Below are 15,941 nucleotides of genomic sequence, written 5' to 3'. Positions count from 1 at the left end.
GCTACTGGCCGCGCTGCCGGAGCGAGGCGAGATACGCGTTGTAGGCGGCGAGCTCCTTGTCGCCGTCCCGGTCGGCGGCCCGGTCCGAGCGCCGCGCCACCCGCTGCTCGGAGCGGTACCACTGGTAGATCAGGGCGATCAGCACCAGCACCGAGGGGATCTCGCTGAAGGCCCAGGCGATGCCGCCGCCCCACTGCTGGTCGAGCAGCGGGTCGATGTCCAGGGAGGCCGGCGGGTTCGCGTACGTCTTGATCATCGGCTCGCTCGCCATCATCAGGGCGATGCCGAAGAAGGCGTGGAAGGGCATGCCGGCGAACAGCTCCAGCATGCGCATCACGTAGCCGGGGCGGTGCGGGCCCGGGTCCACGCCCATGATCGGCCAGAAGAAGATCAGGCCGACGGCCAGGAAGTGGACCATCATGCCGATGTGGCCGGCCCTGCTCTCCATCAGGAAGTCGAAGAGCGGGGTGAAGTACAGCGCGTAGAGGCTCGCGATGAACATCGGGATGGTGAAGGCCGGGTGGGTGACGATCCGCATGTACCGGCTGTGCAGCAGCATCAGGAGCAGCTCGCGCGGCCCCTTGTGCCCGCGCGCCGCCGGCGGCAGCGCCCGCAGGGCCAGCGTCACCGGCGCCCCGAGCAGCAGCAGGATCGGGGTGACCATGCTGATCACCATGTGCTGGACCATGTGCACGCTGAACATGACCATGCCGTAGTCGTTCAGCTTGGTGCACATCACCAGCATCACCGTCAGCACGCCGGCGACGAAGGCGAGGGTCCGGCCCACCGGCCAGGAGTCCCCGCGTCCGCGCAGCCGCCACACGCCCCACCCGTACAGGGCGAGCCCCAGCAGGGAGCCGAACAGGAAGAAGGCGTCGAAGGAGAACTCCAGTCCGCGCCCGAGAGTGAACGGCGGCAGGTCCATGTTCATGTCCATGCCGTGCCCGCTGTGATCCATGCCTTCACTCCCTTGACTGTGGCGCCCCACCACAGTAATGCCGCCCCCGGACGCGATCGTGTCCGGGGGCGGTCTCAGAAGGGGGGAAACATCACAGAACGTTCTGGGCCTCGTCGTAGCGGTCCGTCGGGACCGTCTTCAGGGTCGAGGTGGCCTCGGCCAGGGGGACCATCACGATGTCCGTGCCGCGCAGGGCCGTCAGCATGCCGAACTCGCCGCGGTGCGCCGCCTCCACCGCGTGCCAGCCGAAGCGGGTGGCCAGGACCCGGTCGTAGGCGGTGGGCGTGCCGCCGCGCTGGACGTGGCCCAGGATGACCGGGCGGGCCTCCTTGCCCAGGCGCCGCTCCAGTTCGACGGCCAGGATGTTGCCGATGCCGGCGAAGCGCTCGTGCCCGTACTGGTCCTTGCCGCCCGCCTGGTACTCCATCGTGCCGGGGAGGGGCTTGGCGCCCTCGGCGACCACGACGATCGCGAACCGCTTGCCCGCCGAGAAGCGCTCGCCGACGATCGCCGTCAGCTCCTCGATGTCGAAGGGGCGCTCCGGGACGACGATGGCGTGCGCGCCGGCCGCCATGCCCGAGTGCAGGGCGATCCAGCCGGTGTGGCGGCCCATGACCTCGACGACCATCACGCGCTGGTGGGACTCGGCGGTGGTCTTCAGCCGGTCCAGGGCGTCGGTGGCGACCCCGACGGCGGTGTCGAAGCCGAAGGTGACGTCCGTGGAGGCGATGTCGTTGTCGATGGTCTTCGGCACGCCCACGATCGGCAGGCCGCCCTGGGCGAGCAGGTTGGCCGCCTTCAGGGTGCCCTCGCCGCCGATCGGGATGATGGCGTCCAGGCCGAGGTCCGCGACGTGCCCGCGGGCCCGCTCCACGCCGTCGCGCAGGTGCGCCGGCTGGACCCGGGAGGAGCCGAGGATGGTGCCGCCGCGGGCCAGGATGCCGGCGACGGAGTCCAGGTCGAGCTTGCGGTAGTCGCACTCCAGGAGGCCGCGCCAGCCGTCGTGGAAGCCGATGACCTCGTCGCCGTGGTCGACGACGGCGCGGTGTACGACGGAGCGGATGACGGCGTTCAGGCCGGGGCAGTCGCCGCCGGAAGTGAGCACACCAATGCGCATGGCAGGAAGAACCTTTGCAACGTGGGCCGACGACCGGACCACGTCGTCCGGTTGGAACTACCCGTCACCCTACAAGCGGTTTCCCGCCGGACTGAACCATCCTCCACAGGATGGTCGGAACAAACAGAAGATCGTACGAACGCACACCGACCGAACGCACACCAGCCGGACGCACACCGGCCCGGACCCCCGAGGGGATCCGGGCCGGAGGCCGTGCGGCAGGCGCGCGAGCGCCCCTACGCGGACTGCGTGGCGGCCGCCATGCGCTCCGCGCGCAGCGCGTCGTACCAGCGGTCGTCCATGGCCGGCAGCGCGTTCACGTCGAGGGCCAGCTTCAGCAGGTGGTCCGCGATGAGCGGGTTCCGCGCCATCACGGGGCCGTGCATGTACGTTCCGAAGACGGTGTCGTTGTACGCGCCCTCGGTGCCGTCGCCGGTGCCGTTGCCGCGGCCCATCGTCACCCGGGCGAACGGCCGCGCCGTCGGGCCGAGGTGCGTGATGCCCTGGTGGTTCTCGAAGCCCGTCAGCTGCGGCAGGCCCAGGCGCGGGTCGATGTCGGCGATGACGTCGCCGACGCACCGCTCGCCCTCGCCGCGCACGGTCACCACGTCCAGCAGGCCCAGGCCCGGCTGGCGCTCGCCCATGTCGTTGACGAACTCGTTGCCGAGGATCTGGTACCCGGCGCAGACGGAGAAGACGATCGCCCCGTTCGAGACGGCGCGCTCCAGGCCGCCGTCGCGCAGCAGCCGCTCGGCGGCCAGCCGCTGCGGCCGGTCCTCACCGCCGCCGATCAGGTAGATGTCGCCCGAGGTCGGGATGGGCTGGTCGCTGCGCACGTCCACGCGCTGCACGTCCAGCCCGCGCTGGCGCGCCCGGCGCTCCACGACGAGGCAGTTGCCCTGGTCTCCGTACGTGCTGAGCAGGTCGGGGTAGACCCACACCAGACGCAGGCTGTTGTCGCTCATGCTCTTGTCCTTCGAAGGTACGGGTACTAGTTGCCGACGCGGCGGCGCACGTCCTGGAAGGCCGTGTAGTTGGCGATGAGCTCGATCTGCCCGGGCGGCGCCAGCTGGACGGCCTCGTCGATGGTCTCGCAGACGCGGAAGTCCAGGCCGGCGACCTCGAGGCGGACCGCGAGGTCGAGCTTGCGGTCGCCGATCACGAAGATCGGGTGCCCGGCGAGGCGCGGGTAGTCCACGTCCCACAGCCAGGAGGTGTCGGTGCCGTCCGCGCCGCGGGCGTTGACCGCGAGGACCACCGGCGCCGGGGGCCCGTCGATCAGCGAAAACGTTTCGAGCCAGCCCGCCGGGTTCTTCGCGAGCAGCAGGCGCAGGTCGCGGTTCATGAAGCTGACCACGTCGTAGCGGCCGGCCACGGCCTGCACCTGGTACATGCGCTCCAGCGCGACCTGCGGCGGCACGCCGAACACGGCGGCCACGGCGGCCGAGGTGGCGGCGTTGGCCTTGTTGGCTCGGCCGGGCAGCTGGAGGTGGATCGGCCAGGCGCTGCCGTGCGGGTCGAGCACGTGGTCGCCGGAGAGCACCCAGCTCGGTGCGGGGCGGCGGAAGCCGCACTCGCCGCAGAACCAGTCGTCGCCCGGGCGCTGCATGACGCCACCGCAGGAGGGGCACGACCAGGCGTCGTCCTTCCACTCCTGGCCGGCCGCCACCCACACCACGTTCTGCGACGAGGACGCCGACCACACGATCAGGGGGTCGTCGCAGTTCGCGACCACGACCGCCTTGGAGCCCTGGAGCCCCTCGCGCCACTTCTCGGCGAGCATGCGGGTCTCGGCAGCGCGGTCCAGCTGGTCACGGGAGAGGTTCAGCAGGGCGATCACCTTGGGGGTGACGTCCCGGGCCACCCCGGCCAGGTACTTCTCGTCCACCTCGATGACGCCGTACTTGGCGTCCGAGCCGCCGGCGAGCGCCGAGGTGATGCCGGCCGGCATGTTCGCGCCCAGCGCGTTGGACACGACCGGACCGCTGGCCCGCAGGGCCTCCGCGATCAGGCGGGTCGTCGTGGTCTTGCCGTTCGTCGCGGAGACGAGGACGACATCGAGATGCTGCGCCAGCGCGCCGAGAAGATCGGGGTCCAGCCTGAGTGCGACCTTGCCTCCGATCACCGATCCGCTTCCGCGTCCCGCGGCCCGCGACACCGCCGCCGCGGCCTTGCCCGCCGTCACGGCCAGCTTGGCCCGCGGCGAAAGCGGCTCCGTGTTGCCTGCCATCGTCCCTTGTCCTCCTAGCGTCGGTCGCCCCAGCCTATCCAGTACCGGCCGCGGCCTTGACCGCGGCGCCCCAGGTCGCCGCGGATCTCCTCATATATTCGCCCGTCGTACCCTTACCGCCATGCGACAGCGTCCCCTCCCCGGTACCACCGGTTCCGTACGCCCGATGACCCTGCTGGGCGACCCGGTGCTGCACTCTCCCTGTGCCGAGGTCACCGACTTCGGGCCCGAACTCGACCGGCTCATCGAGGACATGTTCGCCACGATGTACGCCGCCCAGGGCGTCGGGCTGGCCGCGAACCAGATCGGGACGGGGCTGCGGGTCTTCGTCTACGACTGCCCCGACGACGAGGACGTCCGCCATGTGGGACACGTCGTCAACCCCCGGCTGGTCGAGGCGGACGGCGACGAGTTCCGCGGCCCCGAGGGCTGCCTGTCGCTGCCCGGCCTGGAGGCCGGCACCGTCCGCTTCGACCGGGCGGTCGTCGAGGGGGTCACCTCCGACGGGGCCCCGGTGCGCGTGGAGGGGACCGGGTTCTTCGCCCGGTGCCTCCAGCACGAGTGCGACCACCTCGACGGCACGGTCTACGCGGACCGGGTGACCGGCCTGCGCGCCCGCCGGCTGCGCCGGGCCATCGCCAGGGCCCCGTGGGGCGGCGGCAAGGCCTGAACGGCGGCGCGGGTCAGAAGCCGGGGCCGTCCGCGCGGTTGCCGGCGGTGGCCAGGCGGCCCCAGAGCAGGTCGGTGAGGCCGGCCACCAGCGCGGCCCGCTCGCAGGGGCGTTCGCCGAGCCACCAGTCGCCGGCGGCGTGCATCATGCCGACGATGCCGTGGCCCCAGATCCGGGCGAGCTGTTCGCCGCCGGGGCCGAGGTCGACCCGTTCGCCGACCACCTCCGCCAGTTCCTCGCCGAGGCGGCGCAGCAGCGGGGCGGAGTGCAGGCCGACGTCGAAGCCGCGCTCGTTGCTGTGGGAGTCCTCGGCGGGGTGCATCAGGAACCGGTAGACCTGCGGGCGGGCCTCGATGGCGGCGAGGTAGGTGTCCAGGGTGGACTCCACCCGCTTGCGGCGTTCGGCCGGGGCGTCGAGCGCGGCCCGCAGGGAGTCGAGCAGGGCGTCGGTGTGGCGTACGGCGAGTGCCTGGTAGAGGCCCGCCTTGTCGCCGAAGTGCCGGTAGAGGATCGGCTTGGTGATGCCGGCCTCGGCCGCGATGGCGTTCATCGAGGCCTTGGGGCCGTCCCTGAGCACGACGCGGTCCGCCGCTTCGAGCAGCTCGCGCCGGCGGCGTTCTCCCGCTCCCGGCTCGCCCGGCTGCTGACTGGTCTCCATGACGTGTTTCTCTCCCCGCCCTTGCGATGGTGCGTGACGCCCACGCAACGTAACACCCCGCGTACCCCCGTCACCGAATCGGCGGCGCTTGACAGTGCTTACCGGCCGGTAACAGACTGTGGCCACGATGAGGGTTACCGGCAGTAACGGTAACCGTGTGAGACAGCTGGAGGGGACATGGCGGAGTTCACCATGGAGCTCAACGAGGACCAGAGGCAGGTCCGGGACTGGATCCACGGCTTCGCCGCCGACGTGATCAGGCCCGCGGCCGCCGAATGGGACGAGCGCGAAGAGACTCCGTGGCCCGTCATCCAGGAGGCGGCCAAGGTCGGCATCTACTCGCTGGACTTCTACGCCCAGCAGTTCTTCGACCCGACCGGCCTCGGCATCCCCATGGCCATGGAGGAGCTGTTCTGGGGCGACGCCGGCATCGCCCTGTCCATCGTCGGAACCGGCCTCGCGGCCATCGGGGTCGTCGCCAACGGCACCGAGGAGCAGATCGGCACGTGGATCCCGCAGATGTACGGGACCCCCGACGACGTCAAGGTCGCCGCCTTCTGCTCCTCCGAGCCGGACGCCGGCTCCGACGTCGGAGCGATGCGCACCCGGGCCGTCTACGACCAGGCCAAGGACGAGTGGGTGCTGAACGGCACCAAGACCTGGGCCACCAACGGCGGCATCGCCAACGTCCACATCGTCGTCGCCGTGGTCGACCCCGAGCTCGGCACCAAGGGCCACGCCTCCTTCATCGTGCCGCCGAACACCCCCGGTCTGTCCCAGGGCCAGAAGTTCAAGAAGCACGGCATCCGCGCCTCGCACACCGCCGAGGTGGTCCTGGAGGACGTACGGATCCCCGGCTCCTGCCTGCTCGGCGGCAAGGAGAAGCTCGACGAGCGCCTCGCCCGGGCCCGCGAGCGGGCGGCGGCGGGCGGCGGGGAGAGGGTCAAGAACGCCGCGATGGCCACCTTCGAGGCCTCCCGGCCGGCCGTCGGCGCCATGGCCGTCGGCACGGCCCGTGCCGCGTACGAGGTCGCCCTCGACTACGCCAGGACCCGCACCCAGTTCGGCCGCCCGATCATCGACAACCAGGGCGTGGCCTTCCAGCTCGCGGACATGCGCACGCAGATCGACGCGGCCCGGCTGCTGGTGTGGCGGGCGTCCTGGATGGCGGTCGCCGGCAAGCCGTTCACCTCGGCCGAGGGTTCGATGTCGAAGCTCTTCGCGAGCGAGGTGGCGAAGAAGGTCACCGCCCAGGCGGTCCAGATCCTCGGCGGCAACGGCTTCACCCGGGAGTACCCGGTGGAGCGGATGCACCGGGACGCGGCCATCTACACGATCTTCGAGGGGACGAGCGAGATCCAGCGCCTGGTGATCGCCCGCACCCTGTCGGGCATGCCGATCCGCTAGCCGCGGCGGCCCCCCCGCCCCGCCCCGGGTCCTCCCGGGGCGGGGCGGCCCGCTTCAGCGCAGCGGGGTGAGGCAGTTCAGGGTCCAGCCGTCGCCGCCGTACTTCGGGTCGGAGAGGAAGTCCCCCGCGGCGCAGGCCGCGCCCGTGGTGAGCCGCTTGCTCACGCGGAACTGCGCCCGGGCCGACCCGCAGTCCGTGACCACCAGGTCCTGGTCCTTCCAGTCACCCGTGTTGCGCACGCACTGGCCGACCGCCAGCACCGGCGGGGCCTCCTCGCGGATCAGCAGGCCCACCACGACGAGCGCCGGGACGCCGACGGCGACCAGCAGGGCCGGTACGAGCAGGAGCAGCGCCGGCGGCCGCCGCCACAGGGGCTTCCCCGGGTCCAGCGGGGGCCGGAAGCCGCCCGCGGGCTCCGCGAGGCGCCGGAACGCCGCCCGGGGTCCGAGGTTGAGCAGCAGCGTGAACGGGGTGATGAACACCGACAGCGGCCCCCACCAGCCCTGCCAGAGGGTGTCCGAGGACATCCGGCGGTAGGTGGCCGTACCGCAGTCGCGGCAGAACGGCCCGGGCAGGCTGAGGAACCGCATCACCACGAGCAGGCCCTGGTGGCCGCGCACGGTGGCGGGGGCGGCGGGCCGGCACCCGCACACCCGGCAGCCGTCCCCGGCCCCCTGCGGCGGCACGGCGTACGCCGGCTGCGGGGCGGAGGGACCCGGCTGCGCGGGATACGCCGACGCGGGGGCGTACGGGCCCGGCGGCGGGGGGTGCGAACCCGGTTGCACGGCGTACGGGCCGGGCGGTGCGGCGTACGGGCCCGGCTGAGGGACCTGCTGCGGGGGGTACGGGCCGTACGGGCCGGCGCCGTACCCGGGCGGGGGTGTGGCCAAGGAACCCTCCCGGGGGTGCGTGATGATCACGGCACCCTAGCCCGGCCGGTCAGGGCCGCAGCAGCCGGTCCAGGGCCCGGGCGAAGACGCGGTGGCCCGCGCGGGCCACCAGGGGGTCCAGGGCGCGGGGGAGGGGGCGCAGGCGCACGTCCTCGCGCCAGTGGACCTCCGTGCCCCCGCCGGGGGCCGGGCGGAGCTCGATCTCGGCCCAGCCCGTCACCGCCCTGCCGCGCTTCTCCAGCCGGACCAGTCGCGGGGGCTCCCAGACGACGACCTCCATGGTGTCGTCGAACGTGACGCTTCCCACTCCCGTGCGCGCGGTGAAGCGCGTTCCGGCGCGCGTCGGCGGCTCCGTCTCGATGGTCGTCCGGGTCAGCGGCACCTGTTCGCCGTGGCGTTCCCAGTCCGTGAGCCGCCTCCACACCTCGGCCGGCGGGAGGGGCGTGCGGCGAATGATCCGGATGTCTGGCATGAGCGCATGGTAAGCGGGCATACACACCCTGAACTGGACGTCGAATATGGCTTCCGCCGGAGGGTGGCGATCGGTAATACTCACCGCCACCGTGGATCGTGGGTTCGACCGGGTGACCACCGGCCCTCCCGCCCCACACTGCGAGGAGGTGCGCCATGTGCTCCCACCAGCCCCCCTGCCCGCCCGCCGACAGTCCCGACCACGAGGCCGCGCGCGTCGTGGCCTCCCACCCCGAACAGGGCTGGAGCCTGCTCTGCAACGGGGTGGTCATCTTCGACGACACCGGCGAACTGCTCCCCGAAGGCCGGACGGTGGAACCCCGTCGCCCGGCGTTGGTCTGAGCGAGGAGGCAGCATGCGTCAGCAGCTGATCCGCAAGCCCGTCCCCAAGCCCGCCCCCCGAGACCTGGACCTGCGCACACCGTCGGGCAGACCCCTCCCGTACTGACGGGAGCCCGGGCATTACGCCGCCCACCGGCCGGACCCTGGGCCGTGTCTAGCCGGTGGGCGCCGCCGCACCACCCCGGAACGCGGTCTCGTACGCCGCGTCGCCGATCGCCGCCCTGGCCTGCCGCTCGCCTTGGTCCCGCAGGGCCGTCAGCGAGGGCGAGCCCATCTGCGGCCTGCCCACCGTGCGCCACCAGGCGTGCCCGGTGCCGAGCAGGCGCGCCGCCAGCTCCCCGTCGCCGAGGCCGGCCACCGCCGCCGCCAGCACGTCCAGGCCCAGCGCGATGCCGAAGCGGTCGCCCAGCAGCCGTTTCCCGGACAGCATGGCCCGTACGTGCCGCGCGGCCTCGCCGTACTCGCCGAGCCCCAGCGCCGCGACGGCCAGCACGTAGTCCGCGTACGCCCGCAGCCAGCGCTCGCCCAGGTCCGCGCACGCCTCGCGCAGCCCGTACGCCTCCTCGGCGGCCTCCTCGTAGCGCCCGAGGTCGCACAGGGCGTACGCCGTCACCAGCCGGCACAGCAGCCGCCCCGGCCCGTCGGCCCGCCCCTCGTGCGCCGCCCGCGCCCGGGGCCCCGCCAGCGCGAGCGCCCCCACCGGGTCGCCCGGCATCAGGATCGACACGGCCCGCAGGTAGGCGGCGCGCAGCCGCCGTTCCGGGTCGGCGAGCAGGGCCGCCGCCCGGACGCACTCGGCGCCCATCGCCCGGGCCCCGTCCATGTCGCCCTGGAGCAGCATCGTCAGCCCGAGCGCCCACTGCGCCTGGACCCGGGCGGCCCCGGGTTCGGGCGCCCCGCGCAGGGCCCGCTCCAGGAAGCCCCGGCCCTCGTGGACGTGCCCGCACGAGAACCAGAAGAACCACAGGGCCCCGGCCATCTCCAGGGCCGCCGCGGGGTCCGTGCCGAGCAGGTGCTCCAGGGCGGTGCGCAGCTGCGCGTGCTCGGCGCTCGTCCTGCGGTACCAGTCCAGCTGGCCGGGCCCCAGCCAGCCCCGGTCGGCGGCCCCGCAGAGCGCCGCGTACCAGTGGGCGTGACGATCCGCGACGGCCCGCACCTCGTCCAGCTCCGCGAGCCAGTCGTGGCCGAACTCCCGGATGGTGTCGAGCATCCGGTAGCGGGAGCCGGCCCCGCGTTCCCGGGACCGGCGTACGACGGACTTGGCGACCAGCCCCTCCAGTACCCGTTCCACCCGCGCGGCCGGCAGCGGCCCGCCGGCGCACACGGCGCGGGCGGCGGCGACGTCGAAGTCCCCGCTGAACACGGAGAGGCGGGCCCACAGCAGCCGCTCCACCGGCTCGCACAGCTCGTGGCTCCAGCCGATCGCGGTCCGCATGGTCTGGTGCCGGGCCGGGAGCGCGGCGCGGGTCCCGGACAGCACCTCGAAGCGCGTCCCGAGGCGCTGCGCCATCTGCTCCAGGCTCCACAGCCGCATCCGGGCCCCGGCCAGTTCCAGGGCGAGCGGGATGCCGTCCAGCCGCCGGCACAGTTCGGCGGCGGTGCCGGACCGGGCGGGGTCGGCGAAGACGGCGGAGGCGGTGGGGCTGGCGGCGAGGGCGCTCGCCCGGAAGAGGGCGAGGGCCTCGCTGTCGGGCCCCTCGCAGGGCAGCGGCCGGACTTCGAGCACCGTCTCGCCGGGGGAGTCGAGCCGTTCGCGGGAGGTGGCCAGGACCGTCAGTCCGGGTGCGGACTGCAGCAGTTCGCCCGCGAGGTGGCGGACCTCGGAGACCATGTGCTCGCAGGTGTCGAGGACGAGCAGCAGGGCCTTGTCGGCCATCCACGCGCACAGTTCCTCGTCGAGGGGGTGCACGGAGTGGTCGGCGAGGCCGATGGCGTGCGCGACGGTCGTGGTGAGCAGCGCGGGGTCGCGCAGCGGCGAGAGTTCCACCCACCAGATCCCGTCGGGCCAGGCGCGGCCGGGGCCCGGGCCGCCGGGCCGGGGGGACCGGCTGCGGCGGGTGGCGGCGCGCAGGGCGAGCCGGGACTTGCCGACGCCGCCGACCCCGGTCAGGGTGACCAGTCTTCGTTCGCCCAACAGGCGTTCGAGGGTGTCAAGTTCGTCCTCGCGGCCGATGAACCCGGCCGTTTCCGGGGGCAGGTTGCCCGGCAGGTGTCGCTGGGGGGTGGCCGGGTCCGGTGCGGGGTCGCCGCACGTGGAGTCTGCCTGATTGTGGTTGACCGAGTACTCACCGAACACGGATGTATTGTGCGCGATCTTCTTTCGCGGGGTCTGCCGTTCGGGACGGATGGGCTCCGCGGCCGGCCCGGCCGCGGTCAGCCGGCCAGCAGGATCCGCCGTTCCTCGGAGAAGGCGCCCCAGTTGCCGTCGGGCAGCCGGGCGCGCAGTTTCACGGTCCAGACCGTCCCGGCCGGCTCGGTCGTGGTGAGCCGGTAGGCGGCCCGGCCCTGCGGCACGGCCCCGGCGCCGAACTGGATGACCGTGACGGGCCGGTCGTTGACGTAGAGCTGGTACTCGCTCGTGGTGCGGCCGGTGCCGGGGGCGGTCCAGGTCAGCTCCACCGCGCCGGGGGACGCGGCGGCGGTGAAGGAGCCGGGGGCCGTGTCCGGGGCCCGAGCGGGGTCGGCGGGGGTGGTCACCGCCACGGGCGGGCCGTCCGGGGAGGAGTTGTCGGAGCCGTCGCGGGCGCGGACGGTGAACACGTAGGCGGTGCCCGGCTGCAGCCCGGTGACGGTGGTGGAGCCGGCCGTGCCGGGGGCGGTGTGGACGCGGACGCCGGCCTGGTAGACGTCGTACGCGGTCACGCCGGTGTCGTCGGTCGCCGCGCCCCAGCTCAGCCGGGCCTCGTGGGGTCCCTCGGCGCGGCCGTCCGCGGTGGGCGGGGCGGTGGGGGCCTGGTGGTCCTCCGCCTTGGCGGCCGGGGTGGTCGCCCCGGCGGGGGCGCTGAACGGGGAGCGGTTCCCGGCGGCGTCCTTGGCGCGGACGGTGAAGGTGTACGCGGTCCCCGGGGCGAGGTCGGTGATGTCGGTCATGGTCTTGTCGGCGGGGACCTCCCGGACCAACCGGCCTCCCTGGAACACCTGGTAGCCGCCGACCCCGTCGGTGGCGGCGGGTGCCCGCCACATCACGTGGACCGAAGTGGCGCTGCCCGCCTGCGCGGTGAGCCCGGTGGGGGCCGGCGGGGGCCGGGTGTCGCCGTCCGCGCCGCACGCGGCCAGGGCGGCGGCCAGGCAGAGGGCGAGCGCCGCCGCCCCGGCGCGGCGCGGGGAGGTGGTGCCGCGCACGGGATGCCCCTTCCGGCATGGGTCCGTTATTGGTCTAGACATATATGGCACGGCGGGGCCGGACCCACAAGACCCCGGGACCGCCGGGCGCGGCCGGGGGTGGCGGTCTGTGCGGGTTCGTCTTCATCTGCTCTTGTCTGGCATTATTGCGATCTCTTTGCAATAACGGATGATTTTGAACAGGGATGTGCACAGCATGACGGCCCGGACAGTACGGGGAGCGGCCGGCGCGACGCTCGCCACCGCGCTCATCACGGGCCTGGCGGCCTGCTCGAACCCCTCGGGGGCCGCCTCGACGGCGGACGCCGCGGTGGTCGGCATCGCGACCGAGCCGGAGAGCCTCAGCCCCCTGCTCGGCTACGGCAAGGACGGCAACTCCAAGATCTTCGACGGGCTGCTCACCCACGACGCGGACATGAAGCTCAAGCCCGCGCTCGCCGAGGCCCTGCCCGAGGTCTCCGCGGACGGCCGCACGTACACGTACAGGCTGCGCCGGGGTGTGAAGTTCAGCGACGGGGAGCCCTTCACCGCCAAGGACGTCGAGTTCACCTACCGGACCATCCTCGACCCGAAGACCAACAACGCCTCCAGGACCGAACTGGACGCCGTCGAGAGCGTCACGGCCCAGGGCGCCGACAAGGTGGTCTTCACCCTCAAGTACCCCTACGCCCCGTTCGCCGAGCGGACCGTACTGCCCATCGCCCCCGAGCACGTCGCGGGCCGCCAGGACGTCAACAGCGGCGAGTTCACCACCAAGCCCGTCGGTACCGGCCCGTACCTGCTGACCGGCTGGTCCAAGGGCGAGAAGATCAGCTTCCGGGCCAACCCCCACTACTGGGGCGGCGAACCCGCCGTGAAGAAGTTCACCATGGCCGTCGTCAAGGACGACGACGTCCGCGCGACCCGGCTGCGCGCCGGGGAACTGGACGCCGCCATCCTGCCCCCGAACCTCGCCCGGGGCTTCGCGCAGGACAAGGCGCGCAAGACGTACGCCGCCAAGACCTTCGACTACCGCAACGTGACCCTGCCGACGCACCACCCCGTCACCGGCGACGTGGCCGTGCGCCGGGCCCTGGACATCGCCGTCGACCGGCAGGCCATGGTCGACAAGCTCCTCGACGACGCGGGCAAGGCCGCCTACGGGCCGGTGCCCACCGACAGCCGCTGGTTCACCCCCGGCACGGAGCGCCCGTACGACCTCGAACGGGCCGGGCAGATCCTCGACGAGGCCGGCTGGAAGACCGCGGACGACGGCATCCGCGCCAAGGACGGGGTCCGTGCGTCCTTCCCCCTCTGGTACACCTCCGGTGACAAGATCCGCCAGGACCACGCGCTGGCCTTCGCCTCCGACGCGAAGAAGGCCGGCATCGAGGTGAAGACCGAGGCCGGGACCTGGGAGGTCATCGAGCCCCGGATGAAGACCGACGCCGTCCTCGCCGGCGGCGGCTCCCCGGCCGACCCCGACTTCGACCAGTACCAGCTGCTGACCTCCTCCCTGGCGGGCGACGGCTTCAACAACATGGCCCAGTACGCCAACCCGGCCGTCGACCGGGCCGTGGCCGACGGCCGCACCAACGGCGACCCCGCCGCCCGCAAGGCCGCCTACGACACCGTGCAGCGTGAACTCGTCCAGAACCCGGGCTACGTGTTCCTCACCCACATCGACCACCTCTACGTGGTGAACGACAAGTGGGAGGGTCCCTCCACCCAGGTCGAGCCGCACGACCACGGCCTCGGCTCCGGCCCCTGGTGGAACGTCGAGAGCTGGAAGCCGAAGCGGAAGTGACGTTTCGCCAACGCCTGGGGCGAGGCCGTCCGGGCAGCCGCCCCGGCCGCCGTCCGGGCAGCCGGCCCGGCCAGGCGCCCTGGGGGCCGATGGCGCGGATGGCGGGACGGCGGACCCTGTCCGCCGTCCCCGTCCTCCTCGCCGTCACCTTCGGGGTCTTCGCCGTCGCCGCGCTGTCCCCCTTCGACCCCGTCAAGGCCTACGCCGGCACCGCCGGACTCACCGCCTCCCAGGCCCAACTCGACCAGCTGCGCGCCAACCTGGGCGCGGACCGGCCCTTCCCCGCCCGGTGGTGGGACTGGCTCGCCTCCGCCCTCACCGGCGACCTCGGCGACTCCGCCGTGATGCGCCAGCCCGTCGCCGACGTCATCGCCGAACGCCTGGGGTGGTCCGCGCTCCTGGCCGGATCCGCCTTCGCCGTGGCCGTCCTGCTGGGCACGCTGCTCGGGGTGCTCGCCGCCCGCCGCCAGGGCGGAGCCCTGGACCGGGCCGCGTCCGGGCTCGCCTACACCCTGGAGGCGGCCCCCGCCTTCTGGCTCGGGCTGCTCGCCGTCTGGTTCTTCTCGGTACGGCTCGGCCTGCTCCCCTCGGGCGGGCTCACCGACGCCGCCGACGACACCGTCACCCTCTCCGGGGCCGCCACCCACCTCGTCCTGCCCGCACTGGTCCTCGGCGTCTCCCAGCTGCCCTGGTTCTTCCTCTACGTACGCCAGGGCGTGGCCGACGCCCTCGCCGAGGACCCCGTACGCGGCGCCCGCGCGCGGGGCCTGTCCGAGCGGCGGGTCCTGCTGGGCCACGGGCTGCGCTCCGGCATGCTGCCCGTGCTCACCCTCATCGGCTCCCGCGTCCCCGAGCTGATCACCGGCGCCCTGCTGGTCGAGACCGTCTTCAGCTGGCCCGGCATCGCCGCCGCCACCGTCACCGCCGCCACCTCCGTGGACTTCCCGCTGCTGGCCGCGCTCACCGTCCTGGCCACCGCCGCCGTACTCGTCGGCAACCTGCTGTCCGACCTGCTGTACGGGCTGGCCGACCCGAGGGTGGGCTTCGATGGCTGACACCGCCTGGCGCCGGCACGGCCCGGACCGCCGCTCCACCCGCGCCCTGCGCGTGCGCACCGCGGCCGCCGTCACCGTCCTCCTCGTCCTCGCCGTCCTGCTGGTGCCCCCACTGGTCCCGTTCGACCCGCAGGCCGTGGACCTCCCAGCGAAGCTGCTGCCGCCCTCCTGGCGGCACCCCTTCGGCACCGACGACCTCGGCCGCGACCTGCTGCTGCGCTGCGTCCACGGACTGCGCGTCTCCCTGCTGGTCGGCCTGGTCGCCGCGCTCGTCGCCACCGTCCTCGGCACCGCCGTCGGCGCGGCCGCCGGAGCCCTGGGCGGCCGCACCGACCGGCTCCTGATGCGGGCCGTCGACGCCCTCTCCGCCATCCCGCACCTGCTGCTCGGGATCTTCGTCGTGGCCCTGTTCCGGCCGGGCGTCTGGCCCGTGGTGGTGTCGGTCGCGCTCACGCACTGGCTCTCCACCGCCCGCATCGTGCGCGCCGAGGTGCTCTCGCTGCGCGGCCGCCCCTACGTGGACGCGGCCGTCTCCGGCGGCGCCTCCCGGTGGCGGGTCACCGTCCGCCACCTGGTCCCCGGAGTGCTGCCGCAGGCCGGACTGGCCGCGGTGCTGATGATCCCGCACGCCATGTGGCACGAGTCCGCCCTCTCCTTCCTCGGCCTCGGCCTGCCCGCCCACCAGGCCAGCCTCGGCACCCTCGTCCAGGCAGGCCGCGGCTCTCTGCTCGCCGGCGACTGGTGGCCCACCCTCTTCCCCGGCCTGCTGCTCATCGTCCCCACCCTGGCCATCGCCGGCCTCGCGGGCGCCTGGCGCGACCGCCTGAGCCCCCGCCGCCGCTCGGAGCTGACCCTGTGACCCCGCACCCCACCCCCTCGTCCCTGCCGGGAGGCGAGACCCCGCCCCGGACCGCGCCCGGATCGGCATCCGGCACCGCGCCCGGGTCCGGGTCCGCCGGGACGGCGGGGCGCCCCGGCCCCCTGAACGCCGGTGGTGACGTCCTCCAGGTGGCA

General features: G+C 73.4%; 15 protein-coding genes. 6 read left to right on the top strand and 9 right to left on the bottom strand.

All coding sequences use genetic code 11. From position 1 onward, the window contains the following. Position 1 precedes the first annotated feature (1 nt). The 4 genes from D1J60_RS05720 to D1J60_RS05705 all read right to left on the bottom strand — a co-directional run bounded on the left by D1J60_RS05720 (position 2) and on the right by D1J60_RS05705 (position 4,305). The gene (locus D1J60_RS05720; RefSeq protein WP_125820382.1) at positions 2-958 is read right to left on the bottom strand and encodes a cytochrome c oxidase assembly protein; all 957 of its coding nucleotides are present in this window, start codon (positions 956-958) and stop codon (positions 2-4) included. Positions 959-1,049: 91 nt separating this feature from the next. Beyond that, complete coding sequence (locus D1J60_RS05715; protein ID WP_007262778.1) at positions 1,050-2,075, bottom strand: 6-phosphofructokinase; 1,026 nt, start codon at positions 2,073-2,075, stop codon at positions 1,050-1,052. A 236-nt stretch (positions 2,076-2,311) separates the two neighbouring features. Then, positions 2,312-3,040 (bottom strand): glutamine amidotransferase, encoded by a 729-nt coding sequence (locus tag D1J60_RS05710; protein ID WP_125602011.1) that lies wholly within the window; start codon positions 3,038-3,040, stop codon positions 2,312-2,314. A gap of 26 nt (positions 3,041-3,066) precedes the next feature. Beyond that, on the bottom strand, positions 3,067-4,305 hold the full coding sequence (locus tag D1J60_RS05705; protein ID WP_125602014.1) for a MurT ligase domain-containing protein: 1,239 nt from the start codon (positions 4,303-4,305) through the stop codon (positions 3,067-3,069). Positions 4,306-4,426: 121 nt separating this feature from the next. On the opposite strand from D1J60_RS05705, the gene def reads away from it, so the two are divergent. Then, complete coding sequence (gene def, locus D1J60_RS05700) at positions 4,427-4,975, top strand: peptide deformylase (protein ID WP_125820381.1); 549 nt, start codon at positions 4,427-4,429, stop codon at positions 4,973-4,975. A 13-nt stretch (positions 4,976-4,988) separates the two neighbouring features. On the opposite strand, the gene D1J60_RS05695 is transcribed toward def, so the two are convergent. After that, on the bottom strand, positions 4,989-5,633 hold the full coding sequence (locus D1J60_RS05695; protein WP_125602021.1) for a TetR family transcriptional regulator: 645 nt from the start codon (positions 5,631-5,633) through the stop codon (positions 4,989-4,991). Between the two features lie 177 nt (positions 5,634-5,810). Here D1J60_RS05695 and D1J60_RS05690 point away from each other — a divergent pair, with 177 nt between their 5' ends. Further along, positions 5,811-7,040 (top strand): acyl-CoA dehydrogenase family protein, encoded by a 1,230-nt coding sequence (locus tag D1J60_RS05690; protein WP_125820380.1) that lies wholly within the window; start codon positions 5,811-5,813, stop codon positions 7,038-7,040. 54 nt (positions 7,041-7,094) lie between these two features. Here D1J60_RS05690 and D1J60_RS05685 read toward each other — a convergent pair whose 3' ends face one another. Further along, positions 7,095-7,931 (bottom strand): hypothetical protein, encoded by an 837-nt coding sequence (locus D1J60_RS05685; protein WP_125820379.1) that lies wholly within the window; start codon positions 7,929-7,931, stop codon positions 7,095-7,097. Between the two features lie 49 nt (positions 7,932-7,980). Then, a complete protein-coding gene (locus D1J60_RS05680; protein WP_125820378.1) occupies positions 7,981-8,403 on the bottom strand; it encodes an SRPBCC family protein in 423 nt (140 codons plus the stop codon). A 155-nt stretch (positions 8,404-8,558) separates the two neighbouring features. Between D1J60_RS05680 and D1J60_RS05675 the strand changes: the two genes are divergently transcribed. Continuing rightward, positions 8,559-8,744: a DUF5999 family protein gene (locus D1J60_RS05675; RefSeq protein ID WP_125820377.1), complete on the top strand. Its 186-nt coding sequence runs from the start codon at positions 8,559-8,561 to the stop codon at positions 8,742-8,744. A 154-nt stretch (positions 8,745-8,898) separates the two neighbouring features. Here the strand turns inward: D1J60_RS05675 and D1J60_RS05670 are convergent, their stop codons facing one another. Both D1J60_RS05670 and D1J60_RS05665 read right to left on the bottom strand, forming a co-directional pair. After that, positions 8,899-11,040: an NB-ARC domain-containing protein gene (locus D1J60_RS05670; RefSeq protein ID WP_241253164.1), complete on the bottom strand. Its 2,142-nt coding sequence runs from the start codon at positions 11,038-11,040 to the stop codon at positions 8,899-8,901. Between the two features lie 77 nt (positions 11,041-11,117). Then, complete coding sequence (locus tag D1J60_RS05665) at positions 11,118-12,086, bottom strand: fibronectin type III domain-containing protein (RefSeq protein ID WP_241253163.1); 969 nt, start codon at positions 12,084-12,086, stop codon at positions 11,118-11,120. A gap of 196 nt (positions 12,087-12,282) precedes the next feature. On the opposite strand from D1J60_RS05665, the gene D1J60_RS05660 reads away from it, so the two are divergent. From D1J60_RS05660 to D1J60_RS05650, 3 genes are all read left to right on the top strand, one after another. Continuing rightward, entirely contained in the window at positions 12,283-13,872 is a 1,590-nt protein-coding gene (locus D1J60_RS05660) for an ABC transporter substrate-binding protein (RefSeq protein WP_125820375.1), read from the top strand. A gap of 89 nt (positions 13,873-13,961) precedes the next feature. Further along, positions 13,962-14,927 carry an ABC transporter permease gene (locus D1J60_RS05655; RefSeq protein WP_125820374.1) on the top strand — a complete coding sequence of 322 codons (966 nt, stop codon included), beginning with the start codon at positions 13,962-13,964 and terminating at the stop codon, positions 14,925-14,927. Beyond that, the gene (locus D1J60_RS05650; protein WP_125820373.1) at positions 14,920-15,786 is read left to right on the top strand and encodes an ABC transporter permease; all 867 of its coding nucleotides are present in this window, start codon (positions 14,920-14,922) and stop codon (positions 15,784-15,786) included. Before D1J60_RS05655 ends, D1J60_RS05650 begins: the two co-directional genes overlap by 8 nt. Positions 15,787-15,941: the final 155 nt, after the last annotated feature.

This window comes from Streptomyces sp. W1SF4, from assembly GCF_003950035.1.
Taxonomy (GTDB): Bacteria; Actinomycetota; Actinomycetes; order Streptomycetales; family Streptomycetaceae; genus Streptomyces; species Streptomyces racemochromogenes.
Note: the sequence above shows the minus strand (reverse complement) of the source record. Positions and strands in the feature narration are given on the sequence as shown.